At 71.6% G+C, this 20,549-nt stretch carries 17 protein-coding genes and 1 pseudogene; 9 read left to right on the forward strand and 9 right to left on the reverse strand.

The features are described 5' to 3' along the window. The first annotated feature begins 145 nt into the window (after positions 1-145). A complete protein-coding gene (locus tag C4B68_RS05130; protein WP_099502381.1) occupies positions 146-1,135 on the forward strand; it encodes a DUF3048 domain-containing protein in 990 nt (329 codons plus the stop codon). A gap of 252 nt (positions 1,136-1,387) precedes the next feature. Here C4B68_RS05130 and C4B68_RS05135 read toward each other — a convergent pair whose 3' ends face one another. Next, positions 1,388-1,852, reverse strand: a complete 465-nt coding sequence (locus C4B68_RS05135) for a MarR family winged helix-turn-helix transcriptional regulator (protein WP_099502380.1) — start codon at positions 1,850-1,852, stop codon at positions 1,388-1,390. 266 nt (positions 1,853-2,118) lie between these two features. On the opposite strand from C4B68_RS05135, the pseudogene C4B68_RS05140 reads away from it, so the two are divergent. The 5 genes and pseudogenes from C4B68_RS05140 to pcaDC form a co-directional block, all read left to right on the forward strand. Beyond that, a pseudogene (locus C4B68_RS05140) lies at positions 2,119-2,643 on the forward strand (thiolase family protein); the annotation flags it as partial. A 10-nt stretch (positions 2,644-2,653) separates the two neighbouring features. Further along, complete coding sequence (gene pcaH, locus C4B68_RS05145) at positions 2,654-3,430, forward strand: protocatechuate 3,4-dioxygenase subunit beta (RefSeq protein ID WP_099502379.1); 777 nt, start codon at positions 2,654-2,656, stop codon at positions 3,428-3,430. Further along, entirely contained in the window at positions 3,427-3,990 is a 564-nt protein-coding gene (gene pcaG / locus C4B68_RS05150; RefSeq protein WP_099502378.1) for a protocatechuate 3,4-dioxygenase subunit alpha, read from the forward strand. The genes pcaH and pcaG overlap by 4 nt, the downstream gene beginning before the upstream one ends. Beyond that, the gene (gene pcaB, locus C4B68_RS05155; RefSeq protein ID WP_373682231.1) at positions 3,987-5,333 is read left to right on the forward strand and encodes a 3-carboxy-cis,cis-muconate cycloisomerase; all 1,347 of its coding nucleotides are present in this window, start codon (positions 3,987-3,989) and stop codon (positions 5,331-5,333) included. The genes pcaG and pcaB overlap by 4 nt, the downstream gene beginning before the upstream one ends. A gap of 62 nt (positions 5,334-5,395) precedes the next feature. Beyond that, a complete protein-coding gene (gene pcaDC, locus C4B68_RS05160; protein WP_099502500.1) occupies positions 5,396-6,520 on the forward strand; it encodes a bifunctional 3-oxoadipate enol-lactonase/4-carboxymuconolactone decarboxylase PcaDC in 1,125 nt (374 codons plus the stop codon). A gap of 139 nt (positions 6,521-6,659) precedes the next feature. Here the strand turns inward: pcaDC and C4B68_RS05165 are convergent, their stop codons facing one another. Then, positions 6,660-9,326 (reverse strand): ATP-binding protein, encoded by a 2,667-nt coding sequence (locus C4B68_RS05165; RefSeq protein WP_099502376.1) that lies wholly within the window; start codon positions 9,324-9,326, stop codon positions 6,660-6,662. A gap of 435 nt (positions 9,327-9,761) precedes the next feature. Here C4B68_RS05165 and C4B68_RS05170 point away from each other — a divergent pair, with 435 nt between their 5' ends. Beyond that, positions 9,762-10,721, forward strand: a complete 960-nt coding sequence (locus C4B68_RS05170; protein ID WP_099502499.1) for a DUF2510 domain-containing protein — start codon at positions 9,762-9,764, stop codon at positions 10,719-10,721. 180 nt (positions 10,722-10,901) lie between these two features. Here C4B68_RS05170 and C4B68_RS05175 read toward each other — a convergent pair whose 3' ends face one another. Further along, the gene (locus tag C4B68_RS05175; RefSeq protein ID WP_099502375.1) at positions 10,902-11,519 is read right to left on the reverse strand and encodes a TetR/AcrR family transcriptional regulator; all 618 of its coding nucleotides are present in this window, start codon (positions 11,517-11,519) and stop codon (positions 10,902-10,904) included. Positions 11,520-11,770: 251 nt separating this feature from the next. On the opposite strand from C4B68_RS05175, the gene C4B68_RS05180 reads away from it, so the two are divergent. Next, positions 11,771-12,676 carry a phosphatase PAP2 family protein gene (locus C4B68_RS05180; RefSeq protein WP_099502374.1) on the forward strand — a complete coding sequence of 302 codons (906 nt, stop codon included), beginning with the start codon at positions 11,771-11,773 and terminating at the stop codon, positions 12,674-12,676. Beyond that, entirely contained in the window at positions 12,673-13,623 is a 951-nt protein-coding gene (locus C4B68_RS05185; RefSeq protein ID WP_099502373.1) for a DMT family transporter, read from the forward strand. The genes C4B68_RS05180 and C4B68_RS05185 overlap by 4 nt, the downstream gene beginning before the upstream one ends. 97 nt (positions 13,624-13,720) lie before the next feature. Here C4B68_RS05185 and C4B68_RS05190 read toward each other — a convergent pair whose 3' ends face one another. The 6 genes from C4B68_RS05190 to C4B68_RS05215 all read right to left on the reverse strand — a co-directional run bounded on the left by C4B68_RS05190 (position 13,721) and on the right by C4B68_RS05215 (position 20,471). Continuing rightward, on the reverse strand, positions 13,721-15,679 hold the full coding sequence (locus C4B68_RS05190) for a helix-turn-helix domain-containing protein (protein WP_099502372.1): 1,959 nt from the start codon (positions 15,677-15,679) through the stop codon (positions 13,721-13,723). Between the two features lie 81 nt (positions 15,680-15,760). Further along, on the reverse strand, positions 15,761-16,789 hold the full coding sequence (locus tag C4B68_RS05195; RefSeq protein ID WP_099502371.1) for a branched-chain amino acid ABC transporter permease: 1,029 nt from the start codon (positions 16,787-16,789) through the stop codon (positions 15,761-15,763). Then, on the reverse strand, positions 16,786-17,652 hold the full coding sequence (locus C4B68_RS05200; RefSeq protein ID WP_099502370.1) for a branched-chain amino acid ABC transporter permease: 867 nt from the start codon (positions 17,650-17,652) through the stop codon (positions 16,786-16,788). The genes C4B68_RS05195 and C4B68_RS05200 overlap by 4 nt, the downstream gene beginning before the upstream one ends. 65 nt (positions 17,653-17,717) lie before the next feature. Continuing rightward, positions 17,718-18,965 (reverse strand): ABC transporter substrate-binding protein, encoded by a 1,248-nt coding sequence (locus tag C4B68_RS05205; protein WP_099502369.1) that lies wholly within the window; start codon positions 18,963-18,965, stop codon positions 17,718-17,720. Between the two features lie 62 nt (positions 18,966-19,027). Further along, entirely contained in the window at positions 19,028-19,720 is a 693-nt protein-coding gene (locus C4B68_RS05210; RefSeq protein WP_099502368.1) for an ABC transporter ATP-binding protein, read from the reverse strand. Continuing rightward, a complete protein-coding gene (locus C4B68_RS05215; RefSeq protein WP_099502367.1) occupies positions 19,713-20,471 on the reverse strand; it encodes an ABC transporter ATP-binding protein in 759 nt (252 codons plus the stop codon). Before C4B68_RS05215 ends, C4B68_RS05210 begins: the two co-directional genes overlap by 8 nt. Positions 20,472-20,549 lie beyond the last annotated feature (78 nt).

Below are 20,549 nucleotides of genomic sequence, written 5' to 3' on the forward strand. Positions count from 1 at the left end.
CGTAGTGCGCCGATCGGGTCAAGAGCGCCGCCCAAGCAGAGCCGATCGGCTCAAGTACCGCGCGCAATCAGAATCGAACGGGTATGGCCTCCGATGGGCCTATAAGCGCACAATCAAGGACGCGAGACGGGGGCGAACGGTGGGTATGCGACAGATGGCGCGAACGCGGCGCGGCGCGATGACGGCGGCACTGCTGGCCATCACGGCCATGGGATCCCTGATGACGGGCTGCACGGCGGATGACGGTGCGCGCGGCCGCACGGTCGACGACGGGCGCGGCCCGGCCCAGGGGCCGGGCGAGGACCACAAGGAGACCGCGAGCACAGGTTCGGTGCTCGCCGTGAAGATCGACAATGTACGGGCGGCCCGCCCCCAGACGGGCCTGGACGCAGCCGACGTCGTCTACACGGAGCAGGTCGAGGGCGGCCTCAGCCGGCTGATGGCGATCTACGCCAGCAAGTTCCCGAAGGCCATCGGGCCCGTGCGCAGCGCCCGCGAGTCGGATCTTGAGCTGCTGCGCCAGTTCGACGAGCCGACGCTCGCCTACTCGGGCGCCCAGCACAAGCTGCTGCCGCTGATCGAGAAGGCCCCGCTGGACGCCCAGCCGCCGGGAGAGGCGTCCAACGGGTACTACCGGGGGACGGACAAGCCCGCGCCGCACAATCTGTATCTGCGTCCCGAGCAGCTGGTGGGATCCGCGCCGGGCAGCGACGCCCTGACCACGGGGTTCCATTTCGGTACGGCGCCCGCGGGCGGCAGTCCGGAGACATCACGCACCGTGCGCTACCCGTCCGCCCGCTTCACCTTCACCTGGTCCGAGAGCCGGCAGCGCTGGCTGGTGGCCATGGACGGAACGCCCACCGTGACGACCGAGGGCAAGACGGTGGCTCCGGCGACGGTCGTCGTGCAGTACGTGAAGGTGCGCCCGTCCCAGTTCCACGACTCCCTGGGCAACAACACGCCGTACACGGAGACGGTGGGCTCGGGGAAGGCGGAGGTGCTGCGCGACGGCCGCGTCTTCGACGTGAACTGGGCGCGTCCCAACGCGGCGGACGGCACGGAGTTCACCACGTCGGACGGCACGCCGATGAACTTCGCGCCGGGCCAGGTGTGGGTGGTCTTCGCGAAGGCCTGAGGAGGCGTGACCGGCGGGCCGGACCCGGGGCCTACCGAACGGGCCTGACCAGGCCCTGCCGTCGAATGCGCGCCTGTCGGCCAATGCCTAAGCGGCGCCGGGGAAGTGCGGGTGCGTTCCCGCGTCGTTCGGTGCGTGCTCTCGGCGTGCCGGGCGAAGGTCCTCGTAGCGGAGCTACTTGGGCCTTTGGCCGGTGCGGCGAGAGTGCGTGCCGGGCGGCGTGGGTGCGTGCCTGAACTTCCCCGGGGTCGCTTAGCTCTGGGTGATGAGGGGTTCCGCCGGATTGCGGAGCCCCTCCGCCGCGTCCGAGACGCGCCGGATGAGGTCGAAGAACGTCGCCTGCTCCTCCGCGGAGAGCGGGGCGAGGAAGACCTGGTTCATGCGCGCGGTGCGGACGGTCAGCTTGCGGTGCGTGCGCTTCCCGTCGTCCGTGAGGCGCAGCAGGAAGCGGCGGCCGTCCTGCGGATCGCGCACCTTGTCGAGCAGTCCACGGCGGCCGAGCCGGCTGATGACCTCGGCGATGGTGGACCGGTCGAGCCCCACGCGCTCCCCCACGGTGCGCTGGTCCAGGCCCGGCTCGGCGACCAGCGCGTTGAGGACCGCGAACTGCGGCGAGGTGATCTCCTCCGAGACCATCGTGTTCCACAGCAGGTAGTGCGCCTGCTGCAGTCGCCGGGCCAGGTGCCCGGGGTGGGTGGAGAGGTCCACCGCGGCCATGTGCGCTCCTCAGCTCCACGTATGCGCGACCGACCGCGGCATACAAGGCTCATATTAGTCGGTGTACTGAACGATACCTGGGCAGGTCGGGACCTGTCTCGCCGTGCGCCGAGGTTCTCACGTGCGTAGAAGGTACGGGTCTTGACGGGCACAGAATCGGGTGGCAGCGTGTTGGAAACCTCGGAGAAATAATCAGTGCCCTGACTAATTTGAGTGCTGGGCGCTCGGGAGAGATGGGGCTTCACGGATGGACAAGGTGGTCGTCACGGCCCGACGCCTCCCTCGCCGCGATGGCGAAGCTCAGGCCGTCCTTCCGCACCGAGGGAGGCACGGTCACCGCGGGCAACGCCTCCCCGCTCAACGACGGCGCGGCCGCCCTGCTCCTGGTCGACGAGGAGGGCCTCAAGGCCACCGGCCGCGAGGCCCTCGCCCGGATCAGCGCGACCGGCGTCTCCGCCATCGACCCGCACTACTTCGGCCTCGCCCCCGTCGAGGCCGTGAACCGGGCACTCGCCAAGGCAGGCAAGGGATTTGACGCACTGTCAACACTAGAACTGAACGAGGCCTTCGCCGCCCAGGTACTCGGCTGCGTCGCCGAATGGCCCGAGTTCGACCCCGCGATCCTCAACCCGCAGGGCGGAGCCATCGCGCTCGGCCACCCCCTCGGCGCGTCCGGCGCCCGGCTCGCCGGAACCGTCGCCCACCAACTCGCCCGCGAGGGCTCCGGAGTTGGTGTCGCCACCCTCTGCATCGGTGTGGGCCAGGGCCTCGCCCTCGTCCTCGAACGATAGGAAGTCGACCATGGCTCTCACTCAGTCGGACATTGACATCGAGATCAGGGATCATCAGGACGCGTACGACAAGGCGGTCGCCGGCGGCGCCCCGGTCCTCCACCATCCGGTGCGCGACTACGCGCCGTACCGCAGCTCCGCGCTGCGCCACCCCAAGCAGCCGCTGGTCGCCGTGAACGGCGGCGACCCGGAGACGGTCGAGCTGTCGGGTCCGGTCTTCGGCGTCACCGACATCACCGAGATCGACAACGACCTGACGCGGCAGCACCGGGGCGAGCCGATCGGCGAGCGCATGACCGTCTCGGGACGGCTGCTCGACCGCGACGGCCGTCCCGTGCGCGGCCAGCTCATCGAGATCTGGCAGGCCAGCGCCGCCGGCCGCTATGCCCATCTGCGCGAACAGCACCCGGCGCCGCTCGATCCCAACTTCACTGGTGTGGGCCGTACCCTGACGGACGATCAGGGTCGGTACACGTTCACCACCATCAAGCCGGGACCGTACCCGTGGGGCAACCACACCAACGCGTGGCGGCCCGCACACATCCACTTCTCGGTCTTCGGTACGGCGTTCACGCAGCGGCTCGTGACGCAGATGTACTTCCCGGGCGACCCGCTGTTCCCGTACGACCCGATCCTGCGGTCCGTGACGGACGAGGCGGCCCGCAACCGTCTGGTCGCCGCCTACCAGCACGACCTCTCGCAGCCCGAGTTCTCCCTCGGGTACGCATGGGACATCGTCCTCGACGGTCCCTCCGCCACCTGGATCGAGGAAGGCCGCCCCGCATGACCGAGCGACTGCTCCCCACCCCGTCCCACACGATCGGCCCCTTCTACGGCCACGCGCTCCCCTTCCCCGGCGGCGGGCAGATGGCACCCCAGGGCCACCCCGACACGATCACCCTGCACGGGTACGTGTTCGACGGCGCCGGCAGCCCGGTCCCCGACGCCCTCCTGGACTTCTGGCAGGCGGCACCCGACGGGTCCCTGAAGGGCGCCCCCGGCTCGATGCGCCGCGACCCGTCGACGGGCGGCTTCCTGGGCCGCAACGGCATCGACTTCACGGGCTTCGGGCGGGTCGCCACGGACGCCGACGGCCACTACGCGCTGCACACGCTGCCGCCGGGCAACGCCGGACTGCCGTACATCAGCGTGTGTGTGTTCGCGCGCGGTCTGGTGCACCACCTCTTCACCCGCGCCTACCTCGCCGACGGCGCCGACCCGCTGCTCGACTCACTGCCGGCCGACCGGCGCGCCACGCTGATCGCGGCCGAGGGCGCCCACCGCACGTACCGTTTCGGCATCCGCCTTCAGGGCGAAGGCGAAACGGTCTTCCTGGAGTTCGCTTGACACTCCCACCCATCGGACGCGAGGTGCCCCCAGTCGATTCCGACGGCCTGCTCGCCCCCGGGTGGGTGGGCTCCCCCGCGTCGGCCGCCACCTCGGACGGGGCGTTTCTGCAGGCACTCCTCGACGCCGAGGCGGCGCTGACGCGGGCCCAGGCAGAGCTCGGGCCGGTTCCGGCCGAGGCCGCGGCGGCGGTGGCCGCCGTCTCCGCCGCCGACCTCGACGCCGGGGCGATCGCGCTGCTGGCCCGCGACGGCGGCAATCCGGTGATTCCGCTGGTCGCCCGGCTGACGGCGGCGGTCGGCGAGGAGTACGGGCCGTACGTCCATCGGGGTGCGACGAGTCAGGACATCATGGACACGGCCATGATGCTGGTCGCCCGTCGCACGCTCGACAAGATCGTGGAGGACCTGGAGCACACGGCGCGGGAGCTGGCGCGGCTGGCCGCCGACCACCGTGACACGGTGATGCCCGGGCGGACGCTCACCCAGCATGCGGTGCCGACCACCTTCGGGCTGAAGGCGGCCGGGTGGCGGTCGCTGGTGCTGGACGCGCGGGACCGGCTCACCGCCGTGCGGCTGCCCGCCCAACTGGGCGGAGCGGCCGGGACCTTGGCCGCCTTCACCGCCTTCGGTACCGAGCACACTCAGGCCCTTGTGGCCGCGTACGCACGTGAACTCGGGCTCGCCGAACCGGCGTTGCCCTGGCACACCCTGCGCACACCGATCGCCGATCTGGCCGGAGCGCTGGCCTTCACGGCCGGAGCCCTCGGCAAGATGGCGGCCGACGTCCTCACCCTCTCCCGTACGGAGATCGCGGAAGTCGCGGAGGGGGCCGGTGGCGGGTCGTCCGCGATGCCGCACAAGGCCAACCCCGTGGCGGCCACGATGATCGCAGCGTCGGCGCGGCGAGCACCGGGGCTCGCCGCCACGCTGTACGGCTCGATGGCCGCCGAGGACGAGCGGCCGGCCGGGGCGTGGCATGCCGAGTGGGAGCCGTTGCGCGATCTGCTACGGCTGGTCGGCAGCGCCGCGGGGAGCGCCTTCGAGCTGGCCGCGGGGCTCCGGGTGAACGCGCACAGCATGCGGGAACACCTCGGTCTCACCCATGGGTTGATCGTCTCGGAGCGGCTGGCCGTCGAGCTGGCTCCGGTCCTCGGGCGGGCCCGCGCGAAGGAGCTGCTGTCGCGGGCCGCGCGGCGCGCCGTCACCGAGGGGCGGCCTCTCGTGAACGTACTCGACGAGGAGCCCGACCTCAAAGATCTCGACCTCGCGGACCTCACCGACCCCACTCGCTACACGGGCTCCGCGGGAGCCCTGACCGACCGTGCCCTGGAGCGACGTTGACCCACGAACCGTCGTCGACCGACACGCCGTCGCTGACCGGCGAACCGTCGTCGACCCACCGACTGACCGACCACCGCACCGAGGGTCCCGCCACCGCTCCCCCGCTGCTCCTCGGTCCCTCGCTCGGCACATCGAGCGCCCTGTGGGACAAGATCGCGCCCGAGCTGTCCGTCACCCACCGGGTGGTCCGCTGGAACCTGCCGGGTCACGGCGGTTCGGCCGCGGACCTGATCGGTCCCGGCGCGACGGTCGCCGACCTAGCCGGGCTGGTCCTCGCCCTCGCCGACGCGCTCGGCATCGACCGGTTCGCGTACGCGGGCGTCTCGCTCGGCGGCGCGGTCGGGCTGCACCTGGCCGCGTACCACCCAGAGCGGGTGTCGTCCCTCGCCGTCATCTGCTCCTCTGCCCACTTCAACGGCTCCAAGCCCTGGGAGGAGCGCGCGGAGACCGTACGCCGCGAAGGGCTCGCCGCCCTGGCCGAGACCGCGAACTCCCGCTGGTTCACGCCCGGTTACACCGTGCCGCGGCTGGTCGAGGACCACCGGAACGCGGACCCCGAGGCGTACGCCGCCTGCTGCGACGCGCTCGCCGCCTTCGACCTCCGGGACCGGCTGCCGTCGATCACCGTGCCGACCCTGCTGATCGCGGGGCGCGAGGACCCGGCGACGCCGCCCGCGCATCTGCGGGAGATCGCCGACGCGGTACCCGGCGCCTCGCTCACCGAGATCGCGGGCGCCTCGCATCTGGCGCCCGCGGAGCGCCCGGAAGCCGTACTCGCCGCGCTGCGCGGGCACTTCGGCGGATACGCCTCGCGGGGCATGGAGGTACGCCGCGCGGTCCTCGGCGACGCGCACGTGGACCGCGCGCAGGCACGGCAGGTCCCCTTCACCGCCCGTGTCCAGGACTTCATCTCCCGCTACGCGTGGGGCGAGATCTGGACGGATCCCACGCTGACGCGCCGCGAGCGCAGCATGATCACACTCACCGCACTGGTGGCGCACGGCCACTACGACGAGCTGGCCCTGCACGTCCGCGCGGCACGGCGCAACGGGCTCACGCCCGAGGAGATCGGCGCGGTCCTGCTGCAGACGGCCGTGTACTGCGGTGTCCCGGCGGCCAATTCGGCCCTCGCCGTGGCCCAGCGGATGCTGGCCGAGGTGGACGCGGAGGGCGCTGAGGGAGCCTGACGGTCAGGGGGACCGGCAGGCGCGTGGGGCAAAGCCGGTCCGCTCCGGCTACGTCGTGCTCGCGCATCCCGGTCGTACGCCCGCGCCCGCGAGGGACGCCCACCGTGGGGCGCCGTCCCGCAAGGGGCGCCCCACGTGGCTAGAGGTCCCGCAGCGCCTGCTCCGTCCGGGCCGCCAGGCCGTCCGCACCGCACGAACGCGCCAGCGTCAGGCCCTTCTTGAGCTCCGGCACCGAGCGGGCGAGGATGCCGTACTCGACGCGGGCCGCCGCGTGTTCGTACTGGCAGGGCGAGGCTTCCAGGTACGTGACGGCCTGCGCAGCCAGGTGTACCGCGCGCCGGCCCGTTTCCAGGGCTGCCGCACAGCGGAGCGCCTCGCCGATGGCCGTGTCGGTGCCGAAGCGCTCGGCCTGGCGGCGGGCGTCGGCGGCCAGGGCGCCGGCGCGTGCCGGGTCCTCCGCGGCGAGGGCCCGGGCAAGGTCGACCGCCCAGGGGGCGAGCACCGTGTTGTAGTGACCGCGCGCGGTGGCGGCCTTCTCGGCTGCCTCCAGTTCGTTGATGCCGTCCTCCGCGCGACCGGCGGCGAGCAGCAGACGGCCGCGTACCGAACGGCAGTCCGGGAGGACGATCGTGGAGGGGTACGGCGAGTGGAAGTCGTAGCGTTCGGCGATCTCCGTGGCCTCCCCGACATGGCCGCGGGCGAGCAGCGTGTCGATGAGTCCGCAGGTCGCGGACCAGTACAGGGGCAGTCCGCGCCCGACCCGTTCGGCGAGGCGCAGCGCTTTGCGCTGGTACGTCTCCGCGTCGGCGAGCCGGCCCCTCCTGCGGTGCGCGAGGCCGAGGTAGGCGTTGGCCAGGGAGAGGTGGCCGCCGCTCCAGCCGGCCTTCACATAGGCGTGCAGGGCCTCGCTGAACAGGCTCTCGGCCCGGTCGAGCCGGTCGGCGTAGGCGTACGCGCTGCCGAGCATCAGCAGGAGCTCGACGCCCCACTCGGTGTCGGTCCAGCCGAGTCCGGGGGCGAGGCGGCCGTTGACGAGGGCGCGGTCGCAGAGTTCCACGACCTCCTCGGCGTTCTCGCCGCGCGTCATCGCGTCGAAGCCGCGCAGTATGAGCAGCGCGCGCTCGGAGTTGTCCCGCCCGGTACACGTCCTGACGAGGTCGGCGAGACCGCGGGAGTGTCCGGAGCGCTCCTCGCCCGCGTGGACGCCCTCCCACATGTAGTGCACGGCCTGCAGCCGCATCCGGGCGGGTCCCGGTGCGAGCCGGGCGACCTCCGCATCGACCGTGCGGACGGCCTCGTCCAGCTGGTCGTTGTGGAGCAGCGCCTGGGACAGCCGGAAGACGGCGTCCACGCGCATGTCGTCCTCGAGGCCGGGCCGGTCGAGCGCGGCGCGCAGATGGCCGATCGTGGTGGCGGGCGCGGTCAGGAGCGTGGCGCAGCCCAGTTCGTAGAGCACGCGGGCGTGGATGTCGGGAAGCGGGGGCTCGGCGAGTGCGCGCTCCAGGCAGCGCCTGGCCGCGTCGGGGGCGCCGACGGCAAGATGTTCGCGGGCGGCCTCGCGCATCTGCTCGACGAGTTCGGGGTCGTCGTCCGGGTGGACTTCGAGGAGATGGCGGGACGCCGCGGCCGCGCCGCGCCCGGACTCGGTGACCGCCCACGCGGCCTGGCCGTGCATCGCGGTGCGCAGGGCGTCGGGGATCGAGCGGTAGACGGCGGTGGCGATGAGCGGGTGGACGAACTCCAGGTCACCGTCGGGTGCTTGGCCGTTCGTGGGCTCGGTCCTGGTCATGATGCGGGCGGCGCCGAGGAGGTCGGCACAGCGGTGGGCCTCGTCGGCCTGCATTCCGGCGAGTTGGGCGGCGAGGTCGAGGGAGATCCCGGTGCCGAGGATCGCGGCCGCCCAGGCGAACCGGGTGGCGTCGATGCCGAGTCCTTCGAGGCGGGCGACGAGTCCGCGGCCGCGGGCGGCGCGGTTCAGCGCGCGCAGTTCGGCGGCCGATGCCTCGACCGGTTCCAGGTCGCTGTCCTGCACCTTGGCGAGCAGTTCGACGGTCTCGTACGGATTGCCGCCGGTGACCGCCCACACCTCGCGGCAGAACGGCGCGTCGGCGTGCTCCCCGAGCGTGGCGCGGGTGAGCCCGGCGGCCGCGGCGGGTGTCAGCGCGTTCAGTGTGGCGACCGGGCCGGCCGCGGCGGCGACGGCGTCGAGATGGCGGGCGCTGTCGCCGGTGAGCGGGTCGGAGCGACGCGCGACCACGACGAGGACGGACAGATCGTCGAGGCGCTCGGCGAACGCGGCGAGCCAGCGCAGGGTCTCCTGGTCCGCCCAGTGGGCGTCGTCGATGAGCAGCACGAGCGGCCACTCGCGCTTGGCGAGCCGCCGCACCGCCGCGACCAGACCGTCGCACACGCCCTGCGGGTCGGGCTGACGCTCGCCCGGTTCCGCTATGCCGAGGGCGGGTCCGGCGATGTCGTACCAGTCGCCCAGGTATTCGCGCGCCTCCTCGGGCAGCATCGAGACAAGGGCGGGCTGCAGCAACTGCCGTACGACATTGAAGGGGACGGACGTGATGGTCTCGCCGCCGCGTGCCGACCACACCGCGCAGCCGCTGCTCTCCGCCATCCGGCGGGCCTCGGCCAGGAGGGCGGTCTTGCCGAGGCCCGCCTCGCCGCTGAACATCAGCAGGCTTCCGGAAGACGCGGAGTCGGCGCACAGCGCGGCGATCGCCCCTTCGAGCGTGGCGACTTCCTCGTCGCGCTCCCACAGGGAAGCCGGGGCAACCGCTCCGGGCCGTGCCTGCGTCATCCCGCTACCTCCCCAGCGTCGCCCGAACGACGTACTGGCAACGAGCCTAGCCGTCCGGCAGCCACGGTGGAGGCGGGTCCGGACAGGCTGTTGCCGAGACGAGTGACAGCGAGGTTCCGAAAGCGACGCGTCGGGCCGCCCACCAGCCCTGGTGAGCGTTGTTGAGCGTCAACAACCCGTGATGCGCAACATGTGCGCTACTGAGCCCGTCACGAGGGTCCTGCGAGGAGCGCTCTGCCGGGCTCTCCGCAGCGCCTTGCTGGCGGGCTCAGTGGGCCATTCATCGATTGGCCTCCTCCCCCCTGGCGCGGCGCGCCGAAGGGATCCCCCGGCTCGCGCTTGAGCGGACCGGGATCTGATCCCCCGGCTCTCACTTCATCGGACCCGGGGAACCCTCTCATCCGGCTTTCACGCGGGACTCATACGGTGGGCACCATGACGCAGGCGACTCCTCCCGGCTGGTATCCCGACCCGGGGCAGACAAGTGACGCTCCCGCCACCGAACGCTGGTGGGACGGTAAGGCATGGACGGACCAGACGCGCCCCGTGGGGCCGGCCGCCACATGGGGTCCGCCGGCGTATCCGCCGGTCGCGGGACCGTATCCGCCGGCCGGCGGACCGTATCCGGCCGTTCCTCCGGGTTCGCCGCGGCGCGGGCTGCGCACCGCGATCGCCGTCGCCGCGGCGATCGCGGTGCTCGCGGGCATCGGGGGCGGGGTGTACGCGCTGACCGACAGCGACGGCGACAAGGGCAACGACGCAGCCTCCCAGAGCCCCGGCGGCCAGGGCGGACCCGGGGGCGGACAGGGCGGCACGGAAGGCCCTCCGGCCCCCGGTCAGTCGGGGCGGCCGCAGGCGGAGGACGGCTACGCCACGGACGTGTACAACGGCATCAGCATTCCGGTGCCCGACGGCTGGACCGGCCAGAGCGGTGCGGGCAGCGCCGGGATCTTCACCAAGGACACCTACAAATGCCCCGGTGACACCTCGCAGAACTGCCAGCGGGGCGGGGCGTACTCGGCTCCCGCGCAGGCGCAGGGCCTGAAGTCGACCACGGCGGAGGCGGCCGCCAAGGAGGACATCTCCAAGAACGCCGCTGAGTCGTACGGCAAGGGCTACGGAAAGATCACCTCGCACGAGGAGCTCGCCTCGAAGGCGGTCACGGTGGCCGGCGAGAAGGGTTATCTGGTCCGCTGGAAGGTCGTCACGAGCAAGGGCGACGACGGCTATGTCGAGTCGCTCGTCTTCCCCTCCCCCGCCGACTCGAAGTCGCTCGTCGTCGTCCGCTTCGGCGTCGACGTCAGCTCCAAGGCGCCCAAGCTGTCGGTGATCGACACGATTACCGAGGGCATCAAGGTGGCGTCGGGCGCCGGCGACAACGGGCAGAACGTATAGCCCGCCCACACATACGCAGCCCTGGCGCACGCATGTGGTCCATAGACATGCATCGGCCGGGTAGGGCGCCCCTCCGCTCAAGAGGAGCCCCACCCGGCCGGGGGGCGCGCCGCCCCCGTCCCCACGGTGCGGCGCGTGACAGGCCGACATCCGGTCATCCCTCGGACGGCGGCCTGAGTCTTATGTCAGGCCGAGGGCCGGCAGCACGGCCGCCTCCACGAACTCTGTGAGATATTCCGCATCCGCGGACCGGCCCTCCAGGACCGGGCGGATGCGCAGGACGCCGAGCAGCTGGGCGGGGACGAATTCCAGCGCCGGGTTACCGGCGGCGACCTCGCCCCGGTCGATCCCGCGCTGGATCATCTCCTTGATCGCCGCGGCCTCCGGCTCGACCAGCGCGCCGCGCAGCGCGTGCTGGAGCTGCTCGTCCTCCAGCAGGGCATGGCCGAGGCTCTGGAGCAGTTGGGTGTTGTCGTGCCCCGACCACTCGCCCGCGGCCTTCGCCACCGCGCGCAGGTCCCCGGCGAGCGAGCCGGTGTCGATCCCGGCGAACCGCGGACAGCTGTTGGCGCGCAGCGCGGCCGCCACCAACCGGGGCTTTGTCTTCCACTGACGGTACAGCGTGGACTTGCTGCAGCGGGTGCTCGCGGCCACGCCCTCCATGGTGAGCGCCTCGTAGCCGCATTCGCGGATCTGCTCGAGCGCGGCGTCGTAGAACTCCTGCTCACGCTCCGGCGTGATCTTGGAGCGGCGCGAGGCGACGACCGTCTCCGGTGCGTCCGCGGCCTGCGACGTCATGCGCTACTCCTCGCTCGCTGTCGGGTCGGTGCCGACCCGTGTCGGTGGTTCGCTTCCCCGAGTCTAATCGATACGCCACTGTACCGGTACGGATCCGTATCGGTACCCTCGCGTATCGGTACACTCGCGTATCGGTACATTGTCGTATCGATGACCCTTGGACAGGATCCACCCTTTTGTCGAATCGGGTGGAGGCTGTCCTGGGCTCAACGCGCACCACCCACGAAAGACGTCAGCAAGGGGGCCGGGGGATGCATTCCCGAACCGAGCCTGCAGAATCCGAATCCGAGTCCGCGTCCGACTCGGAGCCGCCCGACGCGGCCATACCTCGGGCGGCTCCGTACGGCGCCGCCACGGCCGCACACCGGGCGGCTCCGCGCAGCGCCGCCGTACGCCCGCCGCTCCTGCGTGAGCTGCTGCTCGTCGTAGGGCTCTTCGTCGTCTACAAGGCCGGCCGGCAGCTGGCCACCGGCCACACCGCCGAGGCCTTCCGCAACGCCGACCGCGTGTGGAACCTGGAGCGGTCCGTGCACCTGCCGGGCGAGGGCACCGTGCAGACGGCGCTGCTGCACGGCGACACCCTGGTGCGCCTCGCGAACACCTACTACGCGACCGTTCACTTCCCGGCCACCGCGGCCTTCCTGATCTGGCTGTATCTGCGGCGCCCGGCCCACTACGTCTGGGCGCGCCGCGTCCTCGCCGTGGTCACCGCCGCCGCCCTGGTGGGGCACCTCGCCTTCCCGCTCGCACCTCCGCGCCTGCTCGACGCGGCGGGTCTCGTGGACACCGGCCAGGTGTACGGGCCGACCGTGTACGGCGCGCACCCGGCGACCGACGAGATGGCGAACCAGTTCGCGGCGATGCCCTCGCTGCACTTCGGCTGGGCGCTGATGGTGGCGATCGGCCTGATCGCGGCGACGACGTCCCGGTGGCGCCGGCTGTGGCTGCTGCATCCGCTGCTCACCCTGCTGGTGATCGTCGGCACGGCGAACCACTACTGGCTCGACTCGGTCGTGGCCACCGCGCTGCTCGGCAGCGCGCTCGCGGTGATCCACTCGCCGCACCGCACGGTGACGACCGCGGGCCGCGCCAGGGAGCCTGAGCGCGCCGCTGCCCCCGTACAGGACGTGCCCGAGCTCGTGAGGGCGGGACGATGAGCGCCACGCTCGCCGCCGTCGTCCTGTCGCTGTTCTCGGCCGTCGCGTACGCCGTCGCGGCCGTCGCCCAGGAACGGCTCGCCGCCCGGTCCGTCGGCTCGGGCGCGCTGCGGCTGCTGACCGACGGGGCCTGGTGGTGGTCGGTGGTGCTGAACGCGTCCGGCGCCTTGCTGCATGTCGCCGCGCTCAAGTACGGCACGCTCACGCTGGTGCAGCCGCTCGGCGCGCTCACCCTGGTCGCCGCCGTGCCGTTGGGCGCGCGGGTGGCCGGACGGCGGGTCAGCCCGGTCGAGTGGCGCGGTACGGCGCTGACGCTGATCGGCCTCGCCGCGCTGCTGGTCACGGCGTCCGGGCCGGCGCCCGACGACGTGCTGAGTGTGCCGCAGGCGCTGGCCGTCGCCGGGACGACCGCCGTGCTGATCGGCACGCTGTCGCGGCGGGGCGCGCGGCCGGGGCTGCGGCACGCGACCGCCTCCGGGTTCGCCTCGGGTGTCGCCTCCGCGCTCACACAGACGGTGACGGTGGCCGCGACGGATCGCTCCGGCTCGCTGCTGAGCGCCCAAGTCGTCGTGGTAGCGCTGCTCGTGGCGGTCTTCGCGGTGGGCGGACTGTTCCTGGCGCAGACCGCGTACCAGGGCGGCCTCGGCGCTCCGCTCGCCGTCGTGACGCTCGCCAATCCGGTGGCCGCCGGCGTGATCGGCCTGTCCCTGCTCGGCGAACGCCTGCAGGGCGGCGTCGCGGGCGTACTGCTGGCGCTCGCCGGGGCGGCGGTCGCGGGGTGGGGCGTGGTGACGCTGTCACGGGCGGCGCCTGAGCCCGTACCTCCTCCCCTGCCGGACGACGACCACCCGGTCGCCGCGGTACTGGCCCTGGAGCCCGAGTCGGCGGCGTACAAACCCTCGTTGGTGCCGCAGCAGCCCGACTCGGGCCATCTGACCTCCCTCTGAGACGGAGACGCCCCCTCTGACAGCAGAGACGACGGAGCCATGAGCCGGGTCTGACCCTCGGCAAAGGACCCGCTGGTGGACCGGTGTTGCCGGTCGGTCACGAGGCCGACAGGACGCTGTGCAGCTTGAGTGCGAGGTGGACCTGGAGCGCGTGATCGCCGTGGCGCCACTGGGGCCCCAGCAGCGCGGTGACCCGGTCGATGCGGTGGTAGAGCGTGTTGACATGGACGAACAGGTCGGCGGCGGTGCGGGTGAGACTCGCGTCGCAGGCGAAGTAGGTCAGCAGGGTGCGGACGAGCTCACCTCCGCGGCGCTCGTCGTAGTCCAGGACGGGGCCGATGACGCGGCGGACGAACTGCTGCAGCTCCGCGCGGCCGGCCTGACTGAACAGCAGCCCGTAGATGCCCAGTTCGTCAGGTGCGGCGCCCTGCCCGTCCCGGTCGAGGGCGAGCAGGACGTCGAGGCACTGGGCCGCGTCGCGGTGGGCCTCGATGATGGCGTCGACGCCCGGGGCCGCCGGCGTACCGCCGACGGTCACCGCGTCGCCCACGGTGCGCGACAGGTGATCGGCCAGCGAACGCGCGGTCTCCGCGGGGGCATGGTCTCCGGGAAGCAGGACGACGACGTCGCCGCGGTACTCGCCCGCCAGTCCCTTGGCGTGGCCGGCGAACGCGGCGGCCGCGTCGGCGATGGACCGGCGGTGCCCGCCACCGCGACAGCGAGCCGCGAGGACGGTGTGGGGCCGGCCGAGGTCGAGACCCATCAGCGCGGCGCGGCGCCGCAGTCCTTCGAGATCCCTGTGCGGGGCGCCGAGCAGGTCTTCGAGGATTTCACCGCGCAGGCGGTGCTCGGCCTCGGCGACGCTGCGCTCGCTGAGCAGCATGAGCGCCGTGACCAGTGCCGCGCGCTCCAGGGAGCGCAGATCGTGGGCGTCGATGCGTTCCCTCACCAGGGCCAGGGAGCCGAGCACTTCGGTCCCGGCCGTGATCGGCGTGGCGCAGGTCGGGGCTCCGGTCCCCGACCGGGGGAGGCGGCGCGTGCGGCGGGACTCGGCGCTCAGCACGCAGGCCTCGTGCACGGCGCGAGCGGTCGGCGACCCCTCCGGGAGGGTGCCGCCCGTGCGCGCCTGGTCCACCAGCGGATCCCCGCCCACGGCGGCCATGACGCGGCCGTCGGGGTCGAGGACGAGAATGCTGCCGCCGAGGACTTCCGCGAGGTTCTGTGCGACGTCCGCCATACCGCCGCCGTGCAAAACGATGCTGGTCAGGCGCTCGTGCAGGGAGGCGGCCTGCTCCACGGACGTGCTGTGCGCCTTGATGACGGCGTTGGCCTCGGTGAGGTTGTCGACGGCGCGCTGGACTTCCTGGAACAGCGTGGCGTTCTCGATGGCGATGGCGGCGTGGTTGGCCAGGGACACGAGCAGGGCCACCTCGTGCTCGGAGAAGGGGCGGGCGCTCCGGTTGGCCGCGAACAGTACGCCGATGACCTTCTCGCCGAGCTCGAGCGGCACCCCCTGGATGGCGATCAGCCCCTCGGGGCGCACGATGTCGTCGACGGTGTGCTCGAAGCGCTGGTCGTGCAGGTAATCGGCGGTGTTGTAGGGGACGGCGGTCTTGGCCACCAGGCCGCCGAGGCCTGCCCCCATCGCCAGCCGGCAGTGTTTGAACGCCTCGGTCCGGATGCCGTCGGTGACCCGCATGTAGTTGTCGCCGCGCTGGATGTCGTTCAGCATCAGGTAGGCCGCGTCGGCGTCCAGCAGCACCTTGCCCCGGCGGACGATCGCCTGGAGTACCGCCTCCAGGTCGCGCAGCGAGGAGAGGTCTCCCGCGGTCTCGTACAGCGCGGCGAGTTCGTCCTCGCGGCGGCGGCGCTCCTCGAGCTGGCCCCTGACGTGGAGCGCGTCGTCGACCAGCGAACGCAGGTACGGCAGCTCGTCGGCGGGACAGCCGTCGAGGAGCGCCTGGTACTCCTCGGGTGCGGCGCTGTCGCGCAGCAGGCGCAGCAGTGTGCGGGCCTTGTCGACACCCACGCGTATCGGCGACAGGTCGCTGGTCATGGTTCCCCCTTGGGCGGCTCGCGCGGGCGGGCCGCGCGCCTGTGCTGCACGGCACGCGGCCCGTGAGGGCGTGGTGGGCCCCTACGATGGCACGCGCTGCGGCGTACCGTCGGGCTCCTGGACATGCGGCTCGTGCTCCGCGCGCTCCCCACCTCCGCGTACCCCCGCGACATGCGCGATGGTGCCCCACACCCCGCGCCGGAAGACCAGCACGGCGACGATGAACACTCCGCCCGTGACCAGTCCGGTCTCCTCGAAGCCGGCCGTGGACAGCCAGTCCTCGAGGCGGACGACGGCGGCGGCGCCGATCAGGCTGCCCCACAGGGTGCCGATACCGCCCAGGACGGTCATCACGACGACCTTGCCGGAGGTGGTCCAGTAGACCTCCTGCAGCGAGGCGAAGCCGTGGTTGACGGCGTAGAGGCCGCCCGCGAGGCCGGACAGGAACGCCGAGACGACGAAGACCACGAGCTTGTACCGGTCAGCGGAGTAGCCCAGTGCCCGCACACGATCGGGGTTCTCCCGCACGGCGGCCACGACCCGGCCGAACGGCGAGCGCACGATCCGCCAGGCCGCCGCCAGGCCGAGGAGTACCACGGGAAGCATGGCGTAGTAGAAGACGAAGGAGTCCGACAAGTCGATTCCGGGCAACTCCCTCGGGATGCCCTGCAGTCCGTTCTCGCCGCCGGTGACATCGCCCCACTGGTTGGCGATGAAGTACACCATCTGCGCGAAGGCCAGGGTGACCATGGCGAAGTAGATGCCGCTGCGCCGCACCGCGAGCCAGCCGATGGGGGCGGCGAGAAGCGCGGCGGCGGCGGCACCGCCCAGCACGGGGACGTAGAACGGCAGTCCGCTGTGGATGGCGATCAGTCCGGTGGCGTACGCCGAGGTACCCCAGAAGGCGGCGTGTCCGAAGGACAGCAGGCCGGCGTGCCCGAGCAGCAGATCGAAGGCGACGGCGAACAGCCCCCAGCACAGGATGTCGGCGGCGACCGGCGGATACAGCGCCCAGGGCAGGCCGAGGGCAGCGAGGAGCCCGGCCGCGAGCAGGCCCCACCGAAGGGGGGCGGGGTAGCGGCGCAGCTTGCCGAGGAGGGCGAAGATCATGCGTGTTCCTCCTTGCCGAACAGCCCGGCGGGGCGGATCAGCAGAACGACGGCCATCAGCAGGAAGACGGAGGTCTGGGACAGGACGGGGACGTACAGATTGCCGAGGGCCTGGAGCATGCCGATGACGAATCCGGCGAGCACCGAGCCGAAGACGGAGCCGAGGCCACCGATGACGACGACCGCGAACACGGTGATGATGAGGTCGCCGCCCATGGAGGAGTTGACCGCCCGCATGGGGGCAGCCAGCACTCCGGCCAGCGCGGCGAGGCCGACCCCGAAACCGAAGACGGGGGTCACCCAGCGCCCGGTGTCGATACCGAACGCCCGCGTCAGCTCCGGACGTTCGGTGGCGGCCCGCACGATGGTGCCGACGCGGGTGCGGGTCAGCACCAGCCACACCGCCAGGCAGACAGCCACGGACACCGCGAGGACGAAGACCTGGTAGCGGGGAAAGTCGAACAGGCCGAGGTCGACGGAGCCGGTGAACGGCGCGTCCTCGTACGGCTGGGAGTGCGAGCCGTACTTCATGCGCAGCAGATCCTGGCAGACCAGGGCGATGCCGAAGGTCAGCAGGAAGTTGTACAGCGGGTCCAGGGCCGCGAGGCGGCGGATGAGCAGCCGCTCAAGGAGGGTGCCCGCGACCGCGAGGGCGAGGGGTACGAGCAGCAGCGCCCACCAGAAGCCGAGCCCGGCGCTGTCGGCGAGGACGACCGCGCCGAACGCGCCGAGCATGTAGACGGCGCCGTGCGCGAAGTTCACCACGCGGAGCATGCCGAAGATGACGGCCAGGCCGAGCGCGAGCAGGGCGTAGAAACCGCCGCTGACCAGGCCGTTGAAGGTCTGCTGCAGGAACGAGGTCATGGGTGTCCTGTCGTCGGATGGCTGCCCGCCCGCACGGTCACGGGCGCGCAGCCTGACCGGGGTGGTCAGTTCATGCGGCAGTCCGGCGAGGGCTTGTCGAACGCCTCGTCGGCGGGGATGGTGTCGACGAGTTCGGTGAAGTCGCCGTCCTCGGTGGCCTTCGCCGGGTCCTTGACCTTGACCAGGTAGGCGTCGTGGACGACCCGGTGGTCCTCGGCGCGCAGGGTGGCGTTGCGGGCGAAGAAGTCGTTGAACTTCATCCCGTCCAGCTTCTTGGAGACGTCTTCGGCCTTGTCGGTGCCCGCCTTCTGCACGGCCTCCAGGTAGTGGGTGGCCGCCGAGTAGTCGGCCGCGTGGTCGAACGTCGGCCGTTGCCCGGTGCGTTCCTTGAACCGGTCGGCCCAGGCACGTGAGTCGTCGTCGAGGTTCCAGTACCAGGCGGTGGTGAACATCGTCCCGGCCAGCTTGTCCGCGCCGACGGCCTTGATGTCGCTGTCGAACAGCAGGCCGATGGCGAGCTCGATGCCCTTGTCCTTGAGCTTGAACTGCTCGTACTGCTTGACCACGTTGGCCAGGTCGCCGCCCGCCTGCAGGGCGCCGAGCACGTCCGGTTTCGGCTTGAGGCCGGGTGCCTTGAGCAGGAACGTGGAGTAGTTGTCGCTCGGGAAGGGGGTGGGGTCCTTGGCGACGACCGTGCCGCCCGCGCCCTGGACGGCGGTGGTGAACTTGGCCTGCATGTCCTGCCCGAAGGCGTAGTCCGGGTAGATCATGTACCAGTTCTTGCCGCCCTGTTCGGTCACCTTGGCTCCGGTGCCCTGCGCGAGCATGTAGGCGTCGTACGCCCATTCATAGGTGTAGGGGTTGCAGCTCTTGCCCGCGAGTTCGGTGGTGGCCGCGGCCGTGTTGAAGTACAGCCGCTTGGACTGCTGGGCGACGGTCGCCACCGCGAGCGCCGCAGACGAGGTCGGTACGTCGAAGAGGGCATCGGCCCTCTTGCGGTCGTACATCTCCCGGGCCTGGGTGTTGGCGACCTCCGGCTTGTTCTGGTGGTCCGCCTTGATGACCTCGATGTTCTCGGTGACGGCCTTGTCGCCGTACTTCTTCTTGAAGTCGTCGACGGCCATCTGCACGGCCTCGACCGAGCCCGGCCCGGCGATGTCGGCGTAGATGCCGGAGAGATCGGTGAGCACCCCGAGCACGATCTTGTCGTCGCTCACCTTCCCGCTGCCCGAGCTCGGGCCGCCGCCCCCGCAGCCCGCGAGCAGGGCCCCCACCGCGACTGCGGCCACGCCCGTCGACAATGTGCGCTTCATGTGTGGTGCCTCCTGATCGGTACGTGCGGGTGAGCGGAGGGTGGTTCAGAGGTGACGGTGCATCACAGGCCGAGGTGGGCGAGGAGTTCGCCCTCGCGTTCCCGTACGCCGGTGTTGTCCAGCGATTCGACGATCCGGCCCTGTGCGACGAGGTAGTGGCGGTCGGCGACCGTGGTGGCGAACCGCAGGTTCTGCTCCACGAGCAGCACGGCCACACCGTGTTCCTTCGCCTCGCGCAGGATCTCGCCGATGCGCTGGACGACGACCGGGGCGAGCCCTTCGGTCGGCTCGTCGCACAGCAGGAGGCGCGCACCGGCCCGTAGCACACGGGCGAGCGCGAGCATCTGCTGCTCGCCGCCGGAGAGCTTGCCACCGGGGAAACGGCGACGGGCCCCCAGCACCGGGAACGTGTCGTAGATCCGTTCCAGCGGCCACGGGGGGCTGCCCTTGACCGGTGGAAGAGTGAGGTTCTCCTCCACCGACAGGGCCGCGTAGATGCCGCGGTCGTCGGGGACGAAACCCAGGCCGAGGCGGGCCCGCCGGTGCGGGGGTGTCGTGGTGATGTCGCGGTCCGCGAACCGCACCCGGCCCGACATCGACCGGTGCAGGCCCATGACGCAGCGCAGCAGCGTGGTCTTGCCCGCGCCGTTGCGCCCCACGAGGGTGACCACCTCCCCCTCGCCGACCCGCAGGGACACGTCGTGCAGGACCTTCGCCTCGCCGTAGCGGGCGCTGACGCCCTCGATCTCAAGCAACGTCGGCTCCCAAGTACGCCTCGATGACCTGCGGATCGGACTTCACCTGGTCGTACGGGCCCTCGGCGAGCACTTCGCCGCGCTGCAGGACGGTGACGGTGTCGGCGAGTGAGCCGACGACGCTCATGTTGTGCTCGACCATCACCACGGTGCGGCCGGCGCGGATACGGGCGATCAGCGCCGTGGTCCGGTCGACGTCCTCCAGGCCCATCCCTGACGTCGGCTCGTCCAGCAGGAGCAGCTGCGGATCCAGCGCCAGCGCGATGGCCAGCTCCAGAGCGCGTTTCTGCCCGTACGGCAGGCTTCCGGCGGGCCGCTCGGCCAGCCGGACCAGGCCGACCTCGTCGAGGAGTTCGGCGGCACGGCCGGAGAAGCGGCGCATCAGCTTGTCGCTGCGCCACAGGCGGCGTCCCAGACCGGTGCCGGACTGCAGCGCCAGCTCCACGTGCTCACGGGCCGTCATCTGCGGGAAGAGGCTGGTGACCTGGAAGGAGCGGGCCACGCCGAGGCGGGCGATGCGCTCGGGCGGCTGTCCGGTGACATCGTGCCCGGCGAAGGTGATGCGCCCGCCCGACGGTCTGAGGAATCCGGTGAGCAGGTTGAACAGTGTGGTCTTGCCCGCCCCGTTGGGGCCCACCAGGGCGTGTACGGTGCCTTCGACGACGCTCAGGTCCACCTCGTTCACGGCGCGGAAGCCCTGGAACTCCTTGGCCAGGCCGTGTGTGACCAGAAGGGCGCGCGACTGTCTCATGACGACCTCGGCTGCGCGGGGGTACGTCGGCGGATGCCGATGTGACGCAGACGTTAAATTCGGCCACCCCCGGCGGCT

Origin of the sequence: Streptomyces dengpaensis (assembly GCF_002946835.1) — a bacterium.
Taxonomy (GTDB): Bacteria; Actinomycetota; Actinomycetes; order Streptomycetales; family Streptomycetaceae; genus Streptomyces; species Streptomyces dengpaensis.